Here is a 19,200-nt window from a genome sequence, read left to right as displayed (position 1 = left end):
GAAATTGACCGCCGCGCAACGCGCAGCTTCATGCGCGGTCTCAGGCCGCGATGTCCACGCCCACCAGCACCTTGACGTCGACCGGCTCGGCCAGCCAGTCGCCTATCTTGCCGCGAAACGCCACGTAATGCGCGCTCTCGCGATGTGCCTGCACCGCTGCCTCGTCCACATAGGTTTCGTAGATGTAGAAACCCGCAGCGCCGTCCGCACGGCGCAGCAGGTCGTAACGGCGGTTGCCCGCTTCCTTGCGCGTTTGCGCCACCATGTGACGCAGTTCCGCCTCGATATCGGCAACGTGCTCAGGCTTCGGCGTGATGCTGGCAAAGAGATAAATGCTCATCGATATTTCCTTATCGTCAACGAAATTTCCGATGGACAATATTGCCCATCGCCCGGCTTAAGCAACCTTGTAGCGCTCGAGCCAATGTGCGTAAGGTGCGGGCAGCGTCCATGCGGCGCGCTCGACCTTCAACTCTTGCGCGGCGAAGTACGGCCAGTGCGGATTCGCGAGATGCGCGCGGCCGACCATCACCAGATCCAGTTGCTCCGAGGCAACGCAACGTTCCGCCAGTTCCGGCGTGCCGATACCCCATGCCGACGACACCGGCAGACCCGCCGCGCGGCGCACCTTCTGCGCGATCGGCGCGAGAAAGGCCGGCGCCCAGGGAACCCGTGCAGCCGGCGTGGAGAAACCCACGCTCACGCTCAGCATGTCGAGCCCTTCCCGCTTGAAGCCCTTGGCCAGTTCGATCGACTCGGCGAGCGTCTGCTCGTCGCGGCCATCGTATTCGATTACGCCGAAGCGTGCGGTCAGCGGCAGGTGCTCCGGCCAGACCTTGCGCACCGCGGCCAGCGTTTCCAGAAGGAAACGGCTGCGGTTTTCGAGGCTGCCGCCATAGGCGTCATTGCGCTGGTTCGAATGCTCCGAAAAGAAACTCTGGCCGAGATAGCCATGCGCAAAGTGCAGTTCGAGCCATTCGAACCCGGCGTCGAGCGCACGCCTGGCCGCCGCAACGAAGTCTTCGCGCACGCGTGCGATGTCGTCGAGCGTCATCGCGCGCGGCACTTTCGGCAGATGCGCGCCGAACTCGATCGCGGACGGCGCGATCGTCTGCCAGCCGCGCGCATCGCCTTCGGCGATATGGTCGTCGCCTTCCCACGGACGGTTCGCGCTCGCCTTGCGGCCCGCGTGCGCGATCTGGATGCCCGGCACCGCGCCGGCCGCCTTGATGGCCGCGACCGTCGGAGCAAAGGCCTTGGCCTGCTCGTCGTTCCATATGCCCGTGCAGCCCGGCGTGATACGGCCTTCCGGCGAAACCGCCGTGGCCTCGACGATCACGAGGCCTGCGCCGCCACGCGCGATTTGCGCATAGTGGGCGTGATGCCAGTCGTTGACCATGCCGTCGACGGCCATGTACTGGCACATCGGCGGAACGGCGATGCGGTTGCGCAGGGTTGCGCCCTTTAGCTTGAACGGTTCGAACAATGCGGACATCTAGTGCTCTCCTGTGTCGATCGAAGTTGCCACTCCAGTGGCCGACTCCGGTCTAGTGACGGTGACGGGTTGACGCGAGCCGCAACACACGCAGCGCCTGCGCCGGGATGAAAAATCGGGATTTCCTGTCGGCAGCAACTGGCGGCACGGCTGGTAGCAAACTGCTGGCCAAACGAGTGGCCATACGCTGCAAAATCACAGCCGGACCGCGGCCAAACACAAAATGTCTGGCGTTGCCGAAAGGAAATGGAGATTAGGGGCGGACGGCGGCAGCAATGAACGCGCTGCCTTCATCCATTGAACGCCGGCCCACTACCAGCAAACTGGCGGCAAACCGGCGCGTCCACCGGATGCGATTCGCGTGCGAGGCATCCGGTAAAGAAACTCGAGGGTCGACTGGCCGCGCCTGCTGCAATGAATCGCAAACGGCGGCCAGCCCATGCTTACTTGCTGCGCAGCGCCGCGAGCAGGGCTTGGGCTACCGGTTCCGACGAAGCCGGGTTCTGCCCTGTGATGAGCAGCCCGTCAATCTCAACGTGCGGCGCCCAGTCGGCGGCTTTCGTGTACTTGCCGCCGCTTTCCTTGAGCATGTCCTCGACGAGGAACGGCACCACATCGGTCAGTTGCACGGCGGCTTCTTCACTATTCGAAAAACCCGTGACCGCCTTGCCCGCTGCCAGCGGCCGACCGTCCGCGCCCTTCACGTGACGCAGCACGCCCGGCGCATGGCACACGAGCGCGACCGGCTTGCCCGCCGCAATCGTCTTCTCGATCAGTGCGATCGAGACCGGATCTTCCGCGAGATCCCACAGCGGGCCGTGGCCACCGGGGTAAAACACGGCGTCGAACGCACTTGCGTCGACGTCGGCGAGACGTTTCGTATTGGAAAGTTCGGCGCGCGCCGCGGCGTCGGCATCGAAGCGGCGCGTGGCCTCGGTCTGGGCCGAGGGGTCGCTGCTTTTCGGATCGAGCGGAGGCTGGCCGCCCTTGGGCGAAGCCAGCGTGATTTGCGCACCAGCGTCGCGCAACGCGTAGTACGGCGCAGCGAATTCCTCCAGCCAGAAACCGGTCTTCTTGCCCGTGTTGCCGAGGTCTTCGTGCGAAGTCAAAACGATCAGTACCTTCATCGGTGTTCCTCTTTTCGATGACGTCCGGGCGCTTGGGCACCCTACGAAACCGGTCGGCATGGCGTGCTGAACACATGCTATTAGACCGGTCGTCTATTCACTTGCCGCACCAGGCGGCCCTTCTATGTTTCTGCACGGCGCCCGCTCAGGGGCACCGGCTCACTGGAATCCTGCCTTGCGGCTCTGTTGCCAGGCGGCGTCGATCGTATGCGATCAAGCGCCCGGCGGCAGGTTCAACAACTGCCGCGTAGTCGCCATCGCAGCGTCGAGCGGGCTGCGGTCGCGGCGGATCTTCTCCATCAGCGTCGCACCAAGCCACAGTTGGTAAAGGGCCGCCGCCGTTACCGCAGCATCGCTCACGCCCGCGAGCGACCCGTCGGCTCGACCTTCCTCGATGCAGGCCGCGATGCGCCCGACAATCTCGTCCGTCCCGCGGCGCAGGACTGTGCGCATCGGCTCCGAAAGGTCGCTCACTTCCGCGCCAAGCTTCACTGCGAGGCACTTGCCGTCCGGACCGTCCGCGCATTGCGCCACGCGCCACGCTTCGAAATAACCGATGAGCCGTGTGGCCGGCGTGCCCGTTCGATTCGCGAGCTGTGCCTCGAGGCGTTCCTCGTACTCCGTGAAATACGAGGTCAGCAACGCTTCACCGAATGCCTCTTTCGAGCCGAAATAGTGATAGAACGACCCCTTGGGGACGCGTGCGGCGGCAAGAATCTCGTTGAGACCCACTGCCGAAAAACCTTTGCCCAGCAAGATGGGCATGGCGGTATCGAGGATGTGTTGCCGCACTTCAACGGCTGGCGCTGCGTTCATGGGTTGCCATCTTACAGACCGAATAGACCAGTCGTCTAGTAATCTCACGTTTAGCGTAGTGTCATTGCTCATCGGCACGCATGCGCCTTGCGCAGCGAATGCCGCCTGAAATGCGACGCCCGGCATGCGCTGTCCGGCATGCGCTGCCCGGCCGTTTCACATCGGAAACTCACCATCTGGAGAGGCTTTCATGTCGTTACGCACCCTGCTCTGTTACGGCGATTCCAATACCCACGGCACCAAGCCGCTCAACTTGCCCGGCGTGCTCGAGCGCTTCGAGCCCGCCGACCGCTGGCCCGGTGTGCTGGCCACGGCGCTCGGCAACGGGTGGCAAGTGATAGAAGAAGGCCTGCCGGCGCGCACCACGGTTCACGACGACCCGATCGCGGGCCATCACAAGAACGGCCTCGCGTATCTGCGGCCGTGTCTGGAGAGTCAATTGCCGCTCGACATCGTCGTGCTCATGCTCGGCACCAACGACCTCAAGGCGCGTTTTTCGGTCACGCCCGCCGACATCGCCAATTCGGTCGACGCGCTGCTCGAAACGCTCGTGGCATGCCGTGCCGGCCCTGGCGGCTCGACGCCGCATGTGCTGCTGATCGCGCCGGCGCCGATCGACGAAGTGGGCTTCCTCGGCGAAATCTTCACGGGCGGCGCGGCCAAATCGCGCCTGCTGGCGCCGCTCTACGAACGCGTGGCGGTGAAATACGGTTCGGCGTTTCTCGACGCAGCGGAAATCGTGAAAGTCAGCCCCACGGATGGCGTGCACTACGAAGCCGATCAGCACCACAAGCTCGGCAAGGCGGTCGCGCAAATCGTGCGGCAGCGCTTCAACGACTGAAGCGAAATCGCGGATCCAAAATAAAAAACGCCGCCGGGCCGAAGCCCAGGCGGCGTTTGCCTGACCGTTGCGCCCGACGCGAGCGCCGGACGCAAACAGACCAGGGATCAACGCGACATCATGTTCATGCCGACGTTGTGCATGACCCACAGCGTACCGCCGACGATGATCAACACCGTCAGCACCGTATAGGCGAATGCGGTCACGTTCCAGCGCTGGCTCGACGACGAGTTCATGTGCAGGAAGAACACGAGGTGCACGAGGATCTGCACGACTGCCAGCACGGCGAGGCCGATCAGCGCGGTTTCGCGCGAGAAGCCGCCATGCAGTACGAGCCAGAACGAAGCGGCCGTGAGCACTACCGCCAGGACGAAACCTGCCAGATAGCCGCTGAGGCTGCCGTGGCTTTCTTCTTCGTGGATGGAATGAGCACTCATTTAGATCACGCTCGCAAGATAAACAAAAGAGAACACGCAGATCCAGACGATGTCCAGGAAGTGCCAGAAAAGGCTCAGGCACGACAGGCGGCGAATTTCGCGCTCGCCGATTACCGGCGCCTTCAGGGTCTGCACCATCAGCACGATCATCCAGATCATGCCGAACGTCACGTGGATACCGTGGGTGGCGACCAGCGTGAAGAACGACGAGAGGAACGCGCTGCGCTGCGGGCCCGCGCCTTCTTCGATCAGGTGCGCGAATTCATGCAGTTCGAAGTACAGGAACGTCGCGCCCAGCAAGAACGTGACGGCCAGCCAGAACATCACCTGGCCGGTGCGCTTCTTGTACGCGCCGATCATCGCGAAGCCGTACGTGATGGACGACAGCAGCAGCACTGCCGTTTCCATCGCGACGCCCGGAATATCGAACAGGTCCTTGCCCGTCGGGCCGCCCGCGAACTGGTTCTGCATCACGGCGAACACTGCGAACAGCGAGCCGAACAGAATACAGTCCGTCATCAGGTACAGCCAGAAGCCGAACACCGAGTGTGACGGCGGGTGATCGTGGTGATCGTGCTCCGCGAGTGCGGCCGCACTTGTATGCGTCGACATCAGTTGGCCTCCAGTGCTTCTTTAACCTTGCCGCGGCGCTGCTTGTCAGCGAACGCCTTGACCAGTGCGCGATTGCGCAGTTCTTCATCTGCCCGGACCTTGGCGGCCGGGATGTAGTAGCCCTCGTTCTTCTGGAAGCTGTAGCCGATCGCCGTCGCAAGAATGCCGACGAAACCAGCAATCATGAGCCACCAGATGTGCCAGATGCCAGCAAAGCCGAGCACCAGGCTGAAGAAGCCGATAAAGACGCCTGCGCTCGTGTTCGAGGGCATGTGGATATCGGTGTACTTCGTGTTCGCGACGTCCGGCGTTTCGCGGCCCATTTCCTTCATGTGCGCGAATTCGTCGAGCTCGCTCACGTGCGGGATGACTGCGAAGTTATACGACGGCGGCGGCGACGAGATCGACCATTCCAGCGTGCGGCCACCCCACGGATCGCCCGTCAGGTCGCGGTTTTCCGGCAGGTTGCGGTCGCGGATCGACACATACAGCTGTGCGAACTGGTGCGCGATGCCGATCAGCACGAGCACGGCGCCGAACCAGGCGATGAGCATCCACGGATGCCATGCCGGATTGTCGTAGTGGTTCAGACGGCGGGTTGCGCCCATGAAGCCGAGCACGTACAGCGGCGTGAACGCGACATAGAAGCCCGTGAGCCAGAACCAGAATGCACGCTTGCCGAGCTTCTCGTTGAGCTTGAAGCCGAACGCCTTCGGGAACCAGTAGTTCATGCCGGCGAGGTAGCCGAACAGCACGCCGCCGATGATCACGTTGTGGAAGTGCGCGATCAGGAACAGCGAGTTGTGCAGCACGAAGTCCGCGCCCGGGATCGCCATCATCACGCCGGTCATGCCGCCGATGGTGAAGGTGACCATGAAGCCGAGCGTCCACAGCACCGACGAGTTGAACTCGAGGCGGCCGCGGTAGATCGTGAACAGCCAGTTGAAGATCTTCACGCCCGTCGGGATCGAGATGATCATCGTCGCGATGCCGAAGAACGCGTTCACATCGGCGCCCGAGCCCATCGTGAAGAAGTGGTGCAGCCACACGAGGAACGCCAGCACCATGATCGCGCAGGTCGCGTAGACCATCGCCTTGTAGCCGAACAGCGGCTTCTTGGCATACGTCGAAACGACTTCCGAGAAGATACCGAACGCCGGCAGGATCAGGATGTACACCTCGGGGTGACCCCAGGCCCAGATCAGGTTCAGGTACAGCATGGCGTTACCGCCGCCATCGTTCGTGAAGAAGTGCATGCCGAGGTAGCGGTCGAGGCCGAGCAGCGCGAGCGTGACGGTCAGGACCGGGAACGCGGCCATGATCAGCACGTTCGTGCACAGCGCCGTCCACGTGAACACCGGCAGCTTCATCATCGTCATGCCAGGAGCGCGCATCTTGATGATGGTGACGAAGAAGTTCACGCCGGTCAGCAGCGTGCCGACACCCGAGATCTGCAATGCCCACAGGTAATAGTCGACGCCTACGCCCGGACTGTATGCGAGCTCCGAAAGCGGCGGATACGCGAGCCAGCCGGTCATCGCGAACTCACCCACGACGAGCGAGATCATCAGCAGGATTGCGCCGACCGCGGTCATCCAGAACGACAGCGAGTTCAGGAACGGGAACGCAACGTCGCGTGCGCCGATCTGCAGCGGCACGATGATGTTCATCAGGCCGACCATGAAGGCCATGGCCATGAAGAAGATCATGATCACGCCGTGCGCCGTGAAGATCTGGTCGTAGTGGTGCGGCGGCAGATAGCCCGGTGCGTTGTACGCGATCGCGAGCTGGGTACGCATCATGATGGCGTCGGCAAAGCCGCGCACGAGCATGATGAGGGCGAGGATGATGTACATCACGCCCAGACGCTTGTGGTCGACGCTCGTCAGCCACTCGGTCCAAAGATACTTCCACTTACCGAGGTAAGTGATGCCTCCAAGCACGAAGGCGCCGATCAGCGCCATGCCGAACATCGTGCCGACAATAATCGGCTCGTGATACGGAATGGCATCCAGTGTGAGTTTTCCGAACATGCCCGCTTACCCCTTGGTCACGCACGACGGGTCACTGAAATTCGTGACGTGGCCGTTGTTGTACTTCGCAATGATGTTGTTGAAGAGCTTCGGGTCGACCGTCGAGAAGTACTCAACCGGAGCCTTCTCGCTCGGCTTCGCGACCGTCGCGTATTGATCCATCGAAAGCGACGTCGAGGACGTCTTGACCTTCTGGACCCATGCGTCGAAGTCTTGCTGGTTCGTTGCGATCGTGCGGAACTTCATGTCCGAGAAGCCCTTGCCGCTGAAGTTCGCCGAGAGGCCCGCGTAGTCGCCGGCTTCGTCCGCGATCAGGTGCAGGCGCGTCTGCATGCCGGCCATCGCATAGACCTGGGTGCCGAGCTGCGGGATGAAGAACGAGTTCATCACCGAGTCGGACGTGATGCTGAAGTTCACCGGCGTACCAACGGGCACAGCCAGCTGGTTCACCGTGGCAATACCGAGGTCCGGATAGATGAAGAGCCACTTCCAGTCCAGCGCGACCACTTCGACGTTGATCGGCTTGACGTTCGATTCAAGCGGCTTGTAGGGGTCGAGCTCGTGCGTGGTTTTCCACGTGAGCACGGCGAGGAACAGAATGATCAGCGTCGGGATGGTCCAGACGACGACTTCGATAGCCGTCGAGTGCGACCATTTCGGCGCGTAGGTGGCGTTGCGGTTCGAGGCGCGGTAGCGGTACGCGAACCACAGCGTCAGGACGATCACGGGGATCACTACGATCAGCATGGCCCAGGTGGAGGTCGCGATCAGCGACTTTTCCGCCATGCCCACGCTGCCTTTGGGGTCAAGGAGCTCCATCTTGCATCCGGAAAGACACATGGCCAATCCGGCACTGACGGGAAGCAGTAACCTTTGCAAGGTCGTTCTTTTCATCACGTTTGCCTGAAATACATTCATTGAATAGTTCCGGACACATCCTCTGACATCCGACAAAGGAAGCGCGCCCGAATCATACAGCCGCTCTGATCGAAGACAATCAATGAATGCAGAAAATGACCTTTGCCCAAACCAAATCGAGACACTATGTCGCATGTGTTCACGAGGTTTGTCGCACCTCGGGAACACACGCCCATCGCGCTCTATTTCGGCCTTGACGTCGATCCGCAGCGGCTCTTTTCGAATCTCAAAATTCGAAAACTTCTAGACGCACTCGCGCGCCGCGCCGCCTCGCGGCGGGGCGGCGCGCAGGTGCGCCGTCATTCCTTACTGATCATTGACTTTCTTACGTCGGCGAGTGTTGCGCGGCACGAACGTCTGTGCCTGCACGCACTGCTTCAGCAGGCGCGCCATCGTCGACGGGTTGCTTGGAGCGACCGGCCTGGGTGACGAGGTTCGCCGCCGAGAGCTCGATCGCGTCGGTCATGGGCTTCGGGTAGAGGCCCACTGCCAGCACCAGCGCTGCGAGCGAACCGAAGATCAGCATTTCGCGCCGGCCGAGGTCGGCCAGCTTCGCAACGCTCTTGTTCGCCACAGCGCCAAAGATCACGCGCTTGTACATCCACAGTGTGTACGCAGCGCTCAGAATGACGGTCGTCGCGGCAATTGCGCCGACCCAGAAGTTCACGCGAATCGCGCCCATGATGACCATGAACTCGCCCACGAAGCCCGACGTGCCCGGCAGGCCCAGGTTGGCCATGCAGAACAGCATCATGAAGGTGGCGTAGCGCGGCATCACGTTAGCGACGCCGCCATAGGCCGAGATCGTGCGCGTCCTGGTGCGATCGAACAGCACGCCGACCGAGAGCAGCAACGCGCCCGAGACGAAGCCATACGAGATCATCTGCACGACCGCGCCTTCGGTGCCGATCTGGTTGAAGAGGAACAGGCCCAGCGTCACGAGGCCCATGTGGGCGACCGTCGAGTACGCGAGCATCTTGGTCATGTCGGTCTGCGCGAGCGCGAGCAGGCTCGAGTACACCACGGCCACGAGCGAGAGCGTGATGATCACGGGCGCGAAGAAGTGCGCGGCGTCGGGCGTGATCGGCAGCGTGAAGCGCAGGAAGCCGTAGCCGCCGAGCTTGAGCATCGCCATCAGCACGGTCGCGCCGGTGGGCGCTTCGAGGTGGACGTCGGGCAGCCAGGTGTGGAACGGCCACATCGGCACCTTGACCGCGAAGGCCGCGAAGAAACCGATGAAGACGAGAATCTGCGGCACGAGGCCGAGCGTGAGGTCATGCCACGCGGACATGTCGAAGGTGTGCGACTGGCTGTAGAGGTACAGCATCGACACCAGCATCAGCAGCGAACCGGCGAGCGAGAAGAAGAAGAACTTCACTGCGGCGTAGCTGCGGCGTGCGTGGCCCCACGTACCGATCAGCAGGTACAGCGGAATCAGCGTTGCTTCGAAGAACACGAAGAACAGCATGCCGTCGGTTGCCGCGAAGGTGCCGACCATCAGGCCCGAGAGAATCAGGAACGCGCCGAAGTACTGGGCGACGCGCACTGTGATCGACGCCCACGAGGCGATCACGATCACGAGCGTGGTGAACGCGGTCAGCACGACGAGCCACATCGAAATGCCATCGATCCCGAGACGCCAGGCCACGCCGAAGTCGGGCAGCCAGTTGCGGAATTCGACGAACTGCATGCCGGCAAGGTGGTTGTCAAAACCAGTGATCAGCGGCAAGGTCAACAGCAGGCCGACGACGGCGCCGATCAACGACAGCCAGCGCGCGCGCTGCGGATGACGATCCGACCCGACGCGCAGCACTGCCACGCCGAACAGGATGGGAATCCAGATCGCCAGACTCAGGAATGGAACGGAATGCATTTCAACGGGACCTTAAAAATGCGGAGCGAATAGCTTCCTCGGCGCACGGACTTGTGCGCAAGCAACTTGAAAGATTGACGTGGGGTGAAAATCGGACCAGACAGGCTGTAACGGATTTGTCAGCTACGAGGCGAAATGCAACACACGTTCAAGGGTTAACGAGGGTAATCGGAATACGGAAGTTTTGCAGCGCAACAACTCGAACCAGATCAATGCTTGATACAAGTCATTGTTTTTATTCAAATTCATACTAAGACGAAATACAACAAATTCCTGTGCACGCATGTTTTTTGATCCGAAAAGTGCCCCTTGCGACCTTCTGGACCCAACCGGGAGCGACATGTGGTCGCTCCGTGCGGCCCGAATAATACCTTACTTGTTTCTTTCGGTTCAATAACTTATGCATCGGCGCAAGGGCCCTGGAACCGTGCCAGCCCCGCCCCGCGCGCGTTTGCGCGCTGCAAAAAAAAGCCCCGACCGCTTGCGGTCGGGGCCAACTCTCACGATGCGCCAGCGGCGCTGGTACACGCATGGCCGGCACTTTAGCCCCTTCCGGCCCCCGAATTAAGCGGCCAGCCTGGAAGAGTCTTTTCTGGCGCACTAGTGGATCCGCCCGTCTCTGCGGACACATTTGGCAAATGAGAATCATTTTGCATTTGAATCGGACTTGCAGCATCATGGCGCCGGAGTCAGTGCCAAAGCACGCATTCCAGCCGACCGGAGGTTTCATGAACCCAGCGTGAGCGGCACGCTCAAGACGGCGCGCTGGTTCGCCATCGCGCTACTCGACGCGGGCCTGCTGCTGAGCCACCGCTCGCGCCGCGTCACCTATATGCATTGAATGCTTCGAATGGAGTGCTTCGAGGCGGCGCGGCGATTGCGCGGTTTTTCGTTCGCAGGCAATTAATCAGGATCGCCAATCACTTCGTTGCGCCGCTTCGCGCTTCCAAAGCTGCGGGCATTGCCAACGCTGCTGCCGGCGCGCCCCGAGCGCGAGCCGAAACGTTCTCTCGCATGGCGCCGCGCGGCGCGCGCCATTTGCGGATACAACTCGCCCGGAACCGCGAACAAAACAAGTGCACAAAGCGCGAGCACGCCGCAGAACAGAAACGTGCCGCGATATCCGAACGCCTGCACGAGCAGACCCGAGAGCACGCCGGAAAGAATCGAGCCCAGCCGCGCGGCGTTGAAGAACAGCGCCGTGGCGCGCCCGGGCGATTCGGGCATCAGATCCTGCACATAGGTCATGCCGAGACAGGACGTAACGGCCACCACGAATGCGTTGAGGATCTGCATGGGGATGAGCGCATGCACGCCGGGTGCCGCCGACATCGACACGAAATACACGGCGTGCACGACGGCGCACGCAGCGAGCCAGCGCAACTTGTTCAGGCGCGACGCCTTCGCGCCCAGCGCGAGCATCATGGGAATTTCCATCAACGCGCCGAGCCCGAGCATGATCGAGACGTCGATACGCGTGCCCTGCAGGCCGTGCACGATATAGAGCGGCAGCACGATCATCGTCGCGTTGGCGGCAAGGCCGATGAGCGTAAGCGCAACCACCGCGCGCATGATGTCGCTCTGCGAGGCGTCGGGCGCGCTCGCATGCACGCGCTGCCTCACCGCGGGCTGCACCTCGGCCTGGTTGAGCGGCTGCCCTTCGTAGGGCGCAACAGCCGCTTCGGCTAGCTCACCGGCCACCTCCTCCGCCGTGGGCCGCGTCATCAGATGCTGTGTGGCGTGCTCGTCATGGCGCGGCTCGCGCATGCGCCAGACGATCGTGCCGCAGGCGGCAAAGCTCGCCGCCGCGAACAGAAAGAGTCCGTAGAAACTGGTGGCCGCGAGCACCAGCGCGCCAACGGCCGGCCCGAACACCCAGGCCGCCGAAAGAATCGTGCGCAAGGTGGCGCTCGCGAAGGTGCGCTCGGCGTCGTCGGCGGCGGGCAGTGCCGCGCGGCTGAACGAGAAGACAAGCGAGAGCGCGCAGCCGCCCGCGCCGATGAACGCGATACCCACCGCGAGCAGCCAGCGGTAGTCGCGCACGATGCACAAGCATAGATAGCCAAGCGTGGCGGCGCACAGCGAAGCGAGCAACAGCGGCCGATGCTTGCCCGTGGCGTCGCTCCAGCGCCCCGCCGCCGTGCTGGCGATGACGCCGCTCGCCGCGATCGCAGTCATGAACACGCCAAGCCGCAACGGCGTCATGCCGGCACGTTCGACGCCGAACAAGGACAAATACGGTGCGGTGAATGACATCGCCACGCCCAGCATCAGCGTGGCGCCGGCGAGCGGCAGAAAACCGGGAATACGCAGAAGACCGGCAAAGCGCGAGTTTTTGAGCACGGCGCGACGCAGAGTGGGAGGAGAAGTTGCAACGCGCGAGACGTCGCGAACAAGCGTATCGAGGGCGATTATCGAGCGGAAGCCAGGCCTCGCGCAAGGCGGCTGCAAGGCGTATCAGCATCTGGGTGCGCTATCCACAGATTTTGTTGAGAGCCCTGTGAGTAACTCCGGGACGAGTACGGCAAGTATTTGATGCGTATCGGATTGTGCACACCGTTTCCGATTGCAGCAGATTTGCCGCCGATACGAACATCGGCGCCGCGCTTGTCCACAGATTTTGTTCACAGCCTTGTGGGCAACCTTGGGACATTTACGCCAAGCTCATGATTTGAAACAGCAAGTGCGCCAAAGTCATGACCGATGCACAAATTTTGCGCGAAAAAGTTGTCCACAGTTTTTCTGGACAACTCTGTTGATAACCGCCTGGGGATCGCGCCAACTCATTGATCGGACGAGTAGTTCATCGATTCAGTCACGGAAGCAGCAACTGCGTTTCCAATGAGCAACCCACGTGCGGACGCCAGGGTGTGCGGCGAGCGCGAGCGCGTTTCGTATCCGCTCTTCCCGTATCGCCCCGCGCCCGCACGGCCCGTCACAACATCACGCCAGCTCGAGCGCCCCCGTGAGATCGCCCGGCGGCGTCTGCCCGCGCGAAGCGCAGGCGCGCTCGCGCGACGCCACGCCGTCGAGCGGCGCGAGCCCGTGCACGCGGCTGATGAAGCGCAGGATCGAGTTGGAGTCGTAGAACGTGTGATCCACGTAGCCCTTCTTCGCGAACGGTGCGATCACCAGTGCCGGAATGCGCGAGCCCGGCCCCCAGCGGTCGCCCTGCGGCGGCGCGACCGGATCCCACCAGCCGCCGTTCTCGTCGTGCGTCATCACGATCACCGTATTCGCCCAGTACTCGCTGCGCTGCAGACGCTCGATCACGCCGGCGATGTGGCGGTCGCCCGACGCCACGTCGGCGTAGCCGGCGTGCATATTCAGGTTGCCCTGCGGCTTGTAGAAGGTGACGGCGGGCAGCCGCCCCGCGTCGATGTCGGCGAGCAGGCGGTTCGTGGCCGGCTCGTCGCCCAGACCCGCGTCGCGCAGGTGCCGTGCGCGCGCGGCCGTGCCCGGCGCATAGTTCGCGAAGTAGTTGAACGGCTGGTGGTGATACTGAAAGTCGGGCACCGCGCCGGTGTCGCGATGGTCGAGCGCATATTGCCAGGCGCCGCTATACCAGGCCCAGTCGATGCCCTTGGCGGAGAGCCGGTCACCGATCGTCGCGTAGGTTTGCGGCGGCATCACGCGCGGATTGGCCGGATCGGCCCACGCGGGATTGCCGCCTTCAGCGGGCCGCACACTGCTCGGCTGATACGGCGGCGCCATCGTGTTGACCGCATAGCCGTCGGGCGTGAAGAGGCCGTCGTTCACGAACTTCGGCGGCCCGCCAAGCGCCGAAGACGGGCAACTGGGCGCGAGCTTCAGACGCGTGCCAAGCGGATCGTCGCCTTCGAGCACAGAGACGAGAGACTTCGCCGGACTCGACTGAATGTCGGGATAGTACGGCGCCTGCGCGGAAATCAGATAGATATGGTTGAGCCACGAGCCGCCGAACGCCGCCATGAAGAAGTTGTCGCAAAGCGTGTATTGCTGCGCGAGTTTCCAGAGCCGCAGCGTCTGCGCGGAATTCTCGTAGTAGCCCATCACGAGGCCGCCCGAATCGCCCCACGCGGCGAACTGGTCGTTGCGGCCCGCGTTGATCTGCATCTGGTTCTGGTAGAAGCGATGGATAAGATCGCGCGTTTTGATTCCGTTCGGCAACGGATTGCCCTGCGCGTCGCCGATGCGAAACGGCCGGTTCGCAAGGCCGGTAATGGCCTGCTCGCCGATCATGTAGCGCTTGCCATCGAGCTCTTGCGCCTGCGGAACCAGGCCGCCCCAGATCTTCGGCAATTGCGCGAGCGGCGTCTTGCCGTCGCGGTCGAGTTGCACATAGCGCTGTGCAGGCACGCCGGAGAGTGGCGTCTGCACGCCCGGGAAATTGCCGTAGAGGTTGACGAAGCTGCGGTTCTCCGCATAGATCACGACGATGTGGCGCACCTGGTCGCGCAGCGCCGCGTCGAGGCGCGCATCGCCGGCACTGCGCGGCACCGCGCCCGCGCCTTGCTCGGGCGACTGGCAGCCGCCGAGCGCAAGCCCCACACCAACCGCTGCGATCCCGCCCAGCACGCGCCTGCGTGCAGGATCGTCCGGACCGTTATGATCGGAGCCGCTTAGCGCTGGCGCTTCGTCTTTTCCCTGCGGGTCCGGTACGGTCGGGTCGTCTTGCTTCATCGGCTTGCCTCCTGTGTCGTGTCGAAGAACGCGCGAGGGCTCGCGCTTCGCTTGTCACGAGGAGAATACCGTGTGCAGACCGATATGCGGACGCTGCGGCACGCTCAGGCGCATTCAGGGCAACGGGCTACACCGCCGTCCCACGCCCCCGCGGTGCGCCGAGGCCTGTGCGCTGCTGCACGCCCCACTTGCGCCGCCCGAGCAGGAAGTGCAGCCAGCCGAGCGCAGCACCGGCGTGGCGCATCAACTGGAACGAGAACGGCTCGAAGATCGCCGCAAGCAGCGCCATGCCGAAGCTGGAACGGGTGCGGTCTCCGCTCCAGCGCCGGTACAGATGCAACGAAAACAAATGGAACGCGAGGTCGATCGCAATCTTCCCGACGATCACCGCCAGCACCGGCAACACGATCGTGAAGCGCCCGTCGAAGAGAAAACCGAGCAACAGCGCGAACGCCGTGAGGCCGTAAATGGGCTGCACGGTGTCGAACGCCTTCACCGGCAGCATCATGAGGCCGAGCTTGCCGTAGCGACGGTTCCCGGTCATGTCGCGATACCAGTACTGGGTCTGCAAAAAGCCCGCGAACCAGCGGCGGCGCTGCCGCAGGAAACTGGCGAGCGTGCCGGGCGCGTCGGTGCGGGCGCGAGCAGCACCGATCACACGCACGTCCCAGCCCAGCGCTTCGCGCGCCGAATGGCGTCGCAGCCGGTGAATCAGTTCGTAATCCTCTACAAGGCAATGCGGGTCGAAACCACCCACCGCCATCACCGCGTCGCGCCGGAAGGCCGCGAACGCGCCGGAGACGAGCAACAGACTGTCCGCGCGCATCCACGCGAAGCGCGAGATGAAATTGCGAATGTACTCGTAGGTCTGGAACCACTGAAAAAAGCGCCCGCTCGGCGAAGTGCCGCAAACCGGCGTGAGCAGCCCCGCCGCCGCCACGAGCGCGGGCTCGCGGCCAAACGCGTCGGCCATGGCCGCACAGGCGTCGGGTTCGAGCAGCGTATCGGCATCGACCGTCATCACCGCGTCGGTCCGAATCGCGCCGAGCGCCGCATTGAGCGCACGCGCCTTGCCGCCGTGCGGCAGCCTCAGCCAGCGCAGGTTCGGATAGCCAGGCGAAGGCGTGCTCAAGCGACCTTCGCCGGGATCGATCAATCCGTAGCGCTCTGCGAGCAGCGCGGCGGTGCCGTCGCTCGAACCATCGTCGGCAATCACGATCTGCTGCGGCGCGCAGGTCTGCGCGAACAGCGCGTCGAGCGTGATCGGCAACACAGCCGCCTCGTTGTGCGCGGCGACGATCACGCCAAGGGTCGGCTGTGAAATCGGCTGTGCAATCGGCTGTGAACCCGGCTGCAAAGCCGGCACCCCCGAAGCAGCCGGAATAGCCGCCACGCCCACAGGCCGCAGCAGCACGCGCGCCTGCCATGCCACGAACACGAGCAGCAATGTGTCGTAGATCACGTAGGCAATGCCGGTCGACCACGCAACCACGCCTTGCAGAAAAAATGCGCGCGCAAACAACACGCACCAGAGCACCATCACGCCCAGATGAATCGCGACGCTGGCAATTGGCGTTCGCGTCGGCGCGAGACGCGGCGACGTGCGGGCGAGCGCCTGGTCTAGCGAGTCGTTCAAGACCGTCCTTTTTTCGTCGTTCACGGCATCATCCGGCGCAGCACCGAATGACGATCGATCCACTGATGCTTCAGCGCGCCTGCGACATGCAGCGCGAGCACGCCATAGAGCGCATAGCTGCATGCCGTGTGCAGCGCGCCGAACTGATCGTGCAACTGGTTTTTAGTCGCGGCGTCGAGATTCATGATGAAGCCGATGCGCGGCCACTGAAAAAGGCCGAACAGATACATCGGATGCGAAGCGGCGGCCACCCAGGCGGAATCGTGCAGCCAACCGGAAAGCGGCATCGCGAAGATGAGCAGATACAGCGCGATGTGCGCGGCGTGCGCCGCCGTGCGCTCCCATGAAGGGAACTCAGCGGGCAGCGGAGGCGGACGATGCGTGAAGCGCCATAGCACGCGCAGGATCGCCAGACCCAGCACGGTAATGCCGATGGATTTGTGCGTGTCGATGACGAAGCGGATCGATTCGTCGGAAAGCGTACCGTCGGGCAACAGCGCGGCAGTCAGGCCTAGCGCGACGTTAGCAAGGAGCAGCAGGGCGATCGACCAGTGCAATAGCACGGCGACGCGCGTGTATTTTTGCGCGGAGGCCATAGTCTCGAAACGGGGTTCAGCGGAAAGGGACGTTTTCACGTGGGCATGCCGTAATGTTTCAGTCTGGAATAACGCGCCGTTCAGCGAATTTATTCCATCGCGCGCAATGCGGACTGCACAGAACCACCTATGACGGCATGACGCCTGGCATGACACCATTGGCTGCGCGCACGGCGATCCGCGCATTATGCGCCCTCGCCTCGCGCCGCGCAGAAGCGCGCCGGACTGCGCACGCCGCTCATGCTCGCCACCACCTGCTCGATGAGTTGCGCGCGTTGCGCGTCGTTAAAGACGTTGCGCACGAGATTGCCCGCCTGGCCGAAATCATCGTCGTCGGCATGCAGCGTATAGGCACTGCGCACGATCTCGCCATCGGATTCCCGGCTCTCATCGGTGGAACCGGTCTGGTCGGACCATGGTCGCCCGCCGCTGTTCGGCGCGCCAGACCTCGCGCAATGTGCGCAAGCATGCGTTTCGCATAGGAAATTCTGCGCACCGGATGTCGCTTTCAGGACGCCTTCGCCTTATCTCTATTTCTCAATGCGAATCAAGCGTTTACTGAAATGTTGCGACGCACAAAAATTTCCTTGACACGTCTTTGTTTTGAGATATCATGAACTCGATTGCTGCATCGCACCAATACGGTGATCGACTGAAAGTTTTCTCTTTTTCGTAACCGGAACCGACGCCTACCGGTCCACCCTCAGGAACGACGACATGACTCTGCCTACCCCCGAACAATTCGCCGCCACCCAGAAAGCCGGTCTTGAAGCCCTCTTCGGTCTCACGAACAAAGCGTTCGAAGGCGCAGTCAAGCTCGCCGAACTGAACATCGAAACGGCTCGCGCAGCTATCGCAGAAGGCCAGGAACACGCCCAGCGCACGCTCTCGGCAAAGGATCCGCAAGGCTTCTTCGCACTGCAAGCTGGCTTCGCGCAACCGGCCGCCGACAAGGCACTGGCCTATGGCCGCAACGTCTACGCGATCGTCTCGGCCGCGCACGCGGAATTCTCGCAAGCTGCGCAAAGCCAGTTCGAACAGCAGCAGCACGCCGTGCAGTCGCTCATCGACAGCGCAGCGAAGAACGCCCCCGCCGGCTCGGAAAGCGCCGTCGCGGCATTCAAGTCGGCGATCACGGCTGCGCAAGGCGCCTACGACTCGGTGAACAAGGCCGCCAAGCAGGCTACCGAGATGGTCGAAAGCAACTTCGAAGCGGTCACCAAGGCTGCATCGAAGGCTGCGGCTCAAGCCACGCGTGGCGCGAAGCAAGCAGTGTAAGAGCTGGATCGACGCCCTTCGGCGTCGTTGATCGGGCGCCCGAACGGGCGTCGCGGTCGGCAAAAAAGCGGGATTCGCGCAAGCGGAGCCCGCTTTTTCATTTATGGCTCGTAGAAGGACAGGACACGGCGCGGCGCGGCGCGAGTGCAGCCGCGCCACCGGTTCGCCGCGCCTTCAGTCGCGCATCAGGAGCCGAACATGCGGCTCACCGCACGCTCGAGATGGTCACGCATGGCTTGCGACGCGCGCTGGGCGTCGCGCGCCTGAACGGCTTCCAGCACTTCCAGGTGCTCCTGCTGCACGATGCGCTGCCGCTCGATGGACTTCACGAGCGAGAGGTTGCGCGACAGATTCATGCTGAACACCATCTGCTCCTGGATGCCCGAGAGCGCGGTGATAAAGAACTGATTCTTCGACGCGCGGGCAACGGCCATATGAAACGCGAAGTCGTCCTTCGCGCCAATGCCCGACGTTTCAATGATGGTCTGGAGGTTGTCCCACTCGCGGCGAATCGCGGCAATATCGGCGTCGTCGGCCTTTTGCGCGGCGAGCGCCGCCGCGCCCGCTTCGACCACCACGCGGTACTCGTAGCAGCGCCGGATGTCCGACAACGTTTCGAGCGGCGCGAAGCGGCGCACGTCCGGGTCGGGGCGCCGCATGACCGTCGTTCCCGAGCCGTGGCGCGTGGCGATGATGCCGTCCGCACGTAACTGCGCGAGTGCTTCGCGCACGGTGGGACGCGAGGTCGCAAAGCGTTCCGCGAGCATGTGCTCGGTCGGCAGCCGCTCGCCTTCCTTGTACTCGCCTTCGATGATGCGGTTCAGGATGTCGCTGTAAATCCGCGCCGGCATATTCGGCGCTTTCTGCTCAGCCATG

At 62.9% G+C, this 19,200-nt stretch carries 17 protein-coding genes; 2 read left to right on the top strand and 15 right to left on the bottom strand.

The genetic code is table 11. The features are described from left to right. Positions 1–40: 40 nt before the first annotated feature. The 4 genes from L5014_RS21955 to L5014_RS21940 form a co-directional block, all read right to left on the bottom strand. Entirely contained in the window at positions 41–340 is a 300-nt protein-coding gene (locus tag L5014_RS21955) for a putative quinol monooxygenase (protein WP_238465847.1), read from the bottom strand. Positions 341–397: 57 nt separating this feature from the next. Continuing rightward, on the bottom strand, positions 398–1,495 hold the full coding sequence (locus tag L5014_RS21950; protein WP_238465846.1) for an NADH:flavin oxidoreductase/NADH oxidase: 1,098 nt from the start codon (positions 1,493–1,495) through the stop codon (positions 398–400). 443 nt (positions 1,496–1,938) lie between these two features. Then, positions 1,939–2,622, bottom strand: coding sequence for a type 1 glutamine amidotransferase domain-containing protein (locus L5014_RS21945; RefSeq protein ID WP_238465845.1), 684 nt, complete (start codon positions 2,620–2,622; stop codon positions 1,939–1,941). A gap of 213 nt (positions 2,623–2,835) precedes the next feature. After that, a complete protein-coding gene (locus tag L5014_RS21940; RefSeq protein ID WP_238465844.1) occupies positions 2,836–3,438 on the bottom strand; it encodes a TetR/AcrR family transcriptional regulator in 603 nt (200 codons plus the stop codon). Positions 3,439–3,628: 190 nt separating this feature from the next. Here L5014_RS21940 and L5014_RS21935 point away from each other — a divergent pair, with 190 nt between their 5' ends. Beyond that, entirely contained in the window at positions 3,629–4,279 is a 651-nt protein-coding gene (locus tag L5014_RS21935; RefSeq protein WP_238465843.1) for an SGNH/GDSL hydrolase family protein, read from the top strand. Between the two features lie 107 nt (positions 4,280–4,386). Here L5014_RS21935 and cyoD read toward each other — a convergent pair whose 3' ends face one another. The 10 genes from cyoD to L5014_RS21885 all read right to left on the bottom strand — a co-directional run bounded on the left by cyoD (position 4,387) and on the right by L5014_RS21885 (position 17,408). Beyond that, positions 4,387–4,716, bottom strand: coding sequence for a cytochrome o ubiquinol oxidase subunit IV (gene cyoD / locus L5014_RS21930; protein WP_238465842.1), 330 nt, complete (start codon positions 4,714–4,716; stop codon positions 4,387–4,389). After that, the gene (gene cyoC / locus L5014_RS21925; protein WP_238465841.1) at positions 4,717–5,328 is read right to left on the bottom strand and encodes a cytochrome o ubiquinol oxidase subunit III; all 612 of its coding nucleotides are present in this window, start codon (positions 5,326–5,328) and stop codon (positions 4,717–4,719) included. It lies immediately after the preceding gene. After that, complete coding sequence (cyoB, locus tag L5014_RS21920; protein WP_238465840.1) at positions 5,328–7,361, bottom strand: cytochrome o ubiquinol oxidase subunit I; 2,034 nt, start codon at positions 7,359–7,361, stop codon at positions 5,328–5,330. Before cyoB ends, cyoC begins: the two co-directional genes overlap by 1 nt. A 6-nt stretch (positions 7,362–7,367) precedes the next feature. Continuing rightward, positions 7,368–8,255 (bottom strand): ubiquinol oxidase subunit II, encoded by an 888-nt coding sequence (cyoA, locus tag L5014_RS21915; protein WP_238465839.1) that lies wholly within the window; start codon positions 8,253–8,255, stop codon positions 7,368–7,370. A gap of 349 nt (positions 8,256–8,604) precedes the next feature. Then, on the bottom strand, positions 8,605–10,152 hold the full coding sequence (locus tag L5014_RS21910) for an NADH-quinone oxidoreductase subunit M (RefSeq protein ID WP_238465838.1): 1,548 nt from the start codon (positions 10,150–10,152) through the stop codon (positions 8,605–8,607). A gap of 903 nt (positions 10,153–11,055) precedes the next feature. Next, complete coding sequence (locus L5014_RS21905) at positions 11,056–12,495, bottom strand: sugar efflux transporter (RefSeq protein WP_238465837.1); 1,440 nt, start codon at positions 12,493–12,495, stop codon at positions 11,056–11,058. A gap of 600 nt (positions 12,496–13,095) precedes the next feature. After that, a complete protein-coding gene (locus L5014_RS21900) occupies positions 13,096–14,814 on the bottom strand; it encodes an acid phosphatase (protein ID WP_238465836.1) in 1,719 nt (572 codons plus the stop codon). A gap of 127 nt (positions 14,815–14,941) precedes the next feature. Further along, positions 14,942–16,450 (bottom strand): glycosyltransferase family 2 protein, encoded by a 1,509-nt coding sequence (locus L5014_RS21895; protein WP_238465891.1) that lies wholly within the window; start codon positions 16,448–16,450, stop codon positions 14,942–14,944. A 20-nt stretch (positions 16,451–16,470) separates the two neighbouring features. Beyond that, positions 16,471–17,046: a cytochrome b gene (locus L5014_RS21890; protein WP_238465835.1), complete on the bottom strand. Its 576-nt coding sequence runs from the start codon at positions 17,044–17,046 to the stop codon at positions 16,471–16,473. Positions 17,047–17,231: 185 nt separating this feature from the next. Then, complete coding sequence (locus tag L5014_RS21885; RefSeq protein ID WP_238465834.1) at positions 17,232–17,408, bottom strand: catalase-related domain-containing protein; 177 nt, start codon at positions 17,406–17,408, stop codon at positions 17,232–17,234. A gap of 355 nt (positions 17,409–17,763) precedes the next feature. Between L5014_RS21885 and phaP the strand changes: the two genes are divergently transcribed. Continuing rightward, a complete protein-coding gene (phaP, locus tag L5014_RS21880) occupies positions 17,764–18,324 on the top strand; it encodes a TIGR01841 family phasin (protein ID WP_238465833.1) in 561 nt (186 codons plus the stop codon). A gap of 185 nt (positions 18,325–18,509) precedes the next feature. Here phaP and L5014_RS21875 read toward each other — a convergent pair whose 3' ends face one another. Next, a complete protein-coding gene (locus L5014_RS21875) occupies positions 18,510–19,199 on the bottom strand; it encodes a FadR/GntR family transcriptional regulator (RefSeq protein WP_238465832.1) in 690 nt (229 codons plus the stop codon). Between the last annotated feature and the right edge of the window lies 1 nt (position 19,200).

The organism is Paraburkholderia tagetis (assembly GCF_022213065.1).
In the GTDB taxonomy this organism is placed as follows: domain Bacteria; phylum Pseudomonadota; class Gammaproteobacteria; order Burkholderiales; family Burkholderiaceae; genus Paraburkholderia; species Paraburkholderia tagetis.
The sequence above is the reverse complement of the archived record's forward strand: the minus strand, read 5'-3'. Positions and strand labels throughout refer to the sequence as shown.

Bases quoted from the DNA above. Each gene is read 5' to 3' on its own strand.
- L5014_RS21955 (WP_238465847.1), bottom strand. From the start codon at position 340: ATGAGCATTTATCTCTTTGCCAGCATCACGCCGAAGCCTGAGCACGTT.
- L5014_RS21950 (WP_238465846.1), bottom strand. From the start codon at position 1,495: ATGTCCGCATTGTTCGAACCGTTCAAGCTAAAGGGCGCAACCCTGCGC.
- L5014_RS21945 (WP_238465845.1), bottom strand. From the start codon at position 2,622: ATGAAGGTACTGATCGTTTTGACTTCGCACGAAGACCTCGGCAACACG.
- L5014_RS21940 (WP_238465844.1), bottom strand. From the start codon at position 3,438: ATGAACGCAGCGCCAGCCGTTGAAGTGCGGCAACACATCCTCGATACC.
- L5014_RS21935 (WP_238465843.1), top strand. From the start codon at position 3,629: ATGTCGTTACGCACCCTGCTCTGTTACGGCGATTCCAATACCCACGGC.
- cyoD (WP_238465842.1), bottom strand. From the start codon at position 4,716: ATGAGTGCTCATTCCATCCACGAAGAAGAAAGCCACGGCAGCCTCAGC.
- cyoC (WP_238465841.1), bottom strand. From the start codon at position 5,328: ATGTCGACGCATACAAGTGCGGCCGCACTCGCGGAGCACGATCACCAC.
- cyoB (WP_238465840.1), bottom strand. From the start codon at position 7,361: ATGTTCGGAAAACTCACACTGGATGCCATTCCGTATCACGAGCCGATT.
- cyoA (WP_238465839.1), bottom strand. From the start codon at position 8,255: ATGAAAAGAACGACCTTGCAAAGGTTACTGCTTCCCGTCAGTGCCGGA.
- L5014_RS21910 (WP_238465838.1), bottom strand. From the start codon at position 10,152: ATGCATTCCGTTCCATTCCTGAGTCTGGCGATCTGGATTCCCATCCTG.
- L5014_RS21900 (WP_238465836.1), bottom strand. From the start codon at position 14,814: ATGAAGCAAGACGACCCGACCGTACCGGACCCGCAGGGAAAAGACGAA.
- L5014_RS21890 (WP_238465835.1), bottom strand. From the start codon at position 17,046: ATGGCCTCCGCGCAAAAATACACGCGCGTCGCCGTGCTATTGCACTGG.
- phaP (WP_238465833.1), top strand. From the start codon at position 17,764: ATGACTCTGCCTACCCCCGAACAATTCGCCGCCACCCAGAAAGCCGGT.
- L5014_RS21875 (WP_238465832.1), bottom strand. From the start codon at position 19,199: ATGGCTGAGCAGAAAGCGCCGAATATGCCGGCGCGGATTTACAGCGAC.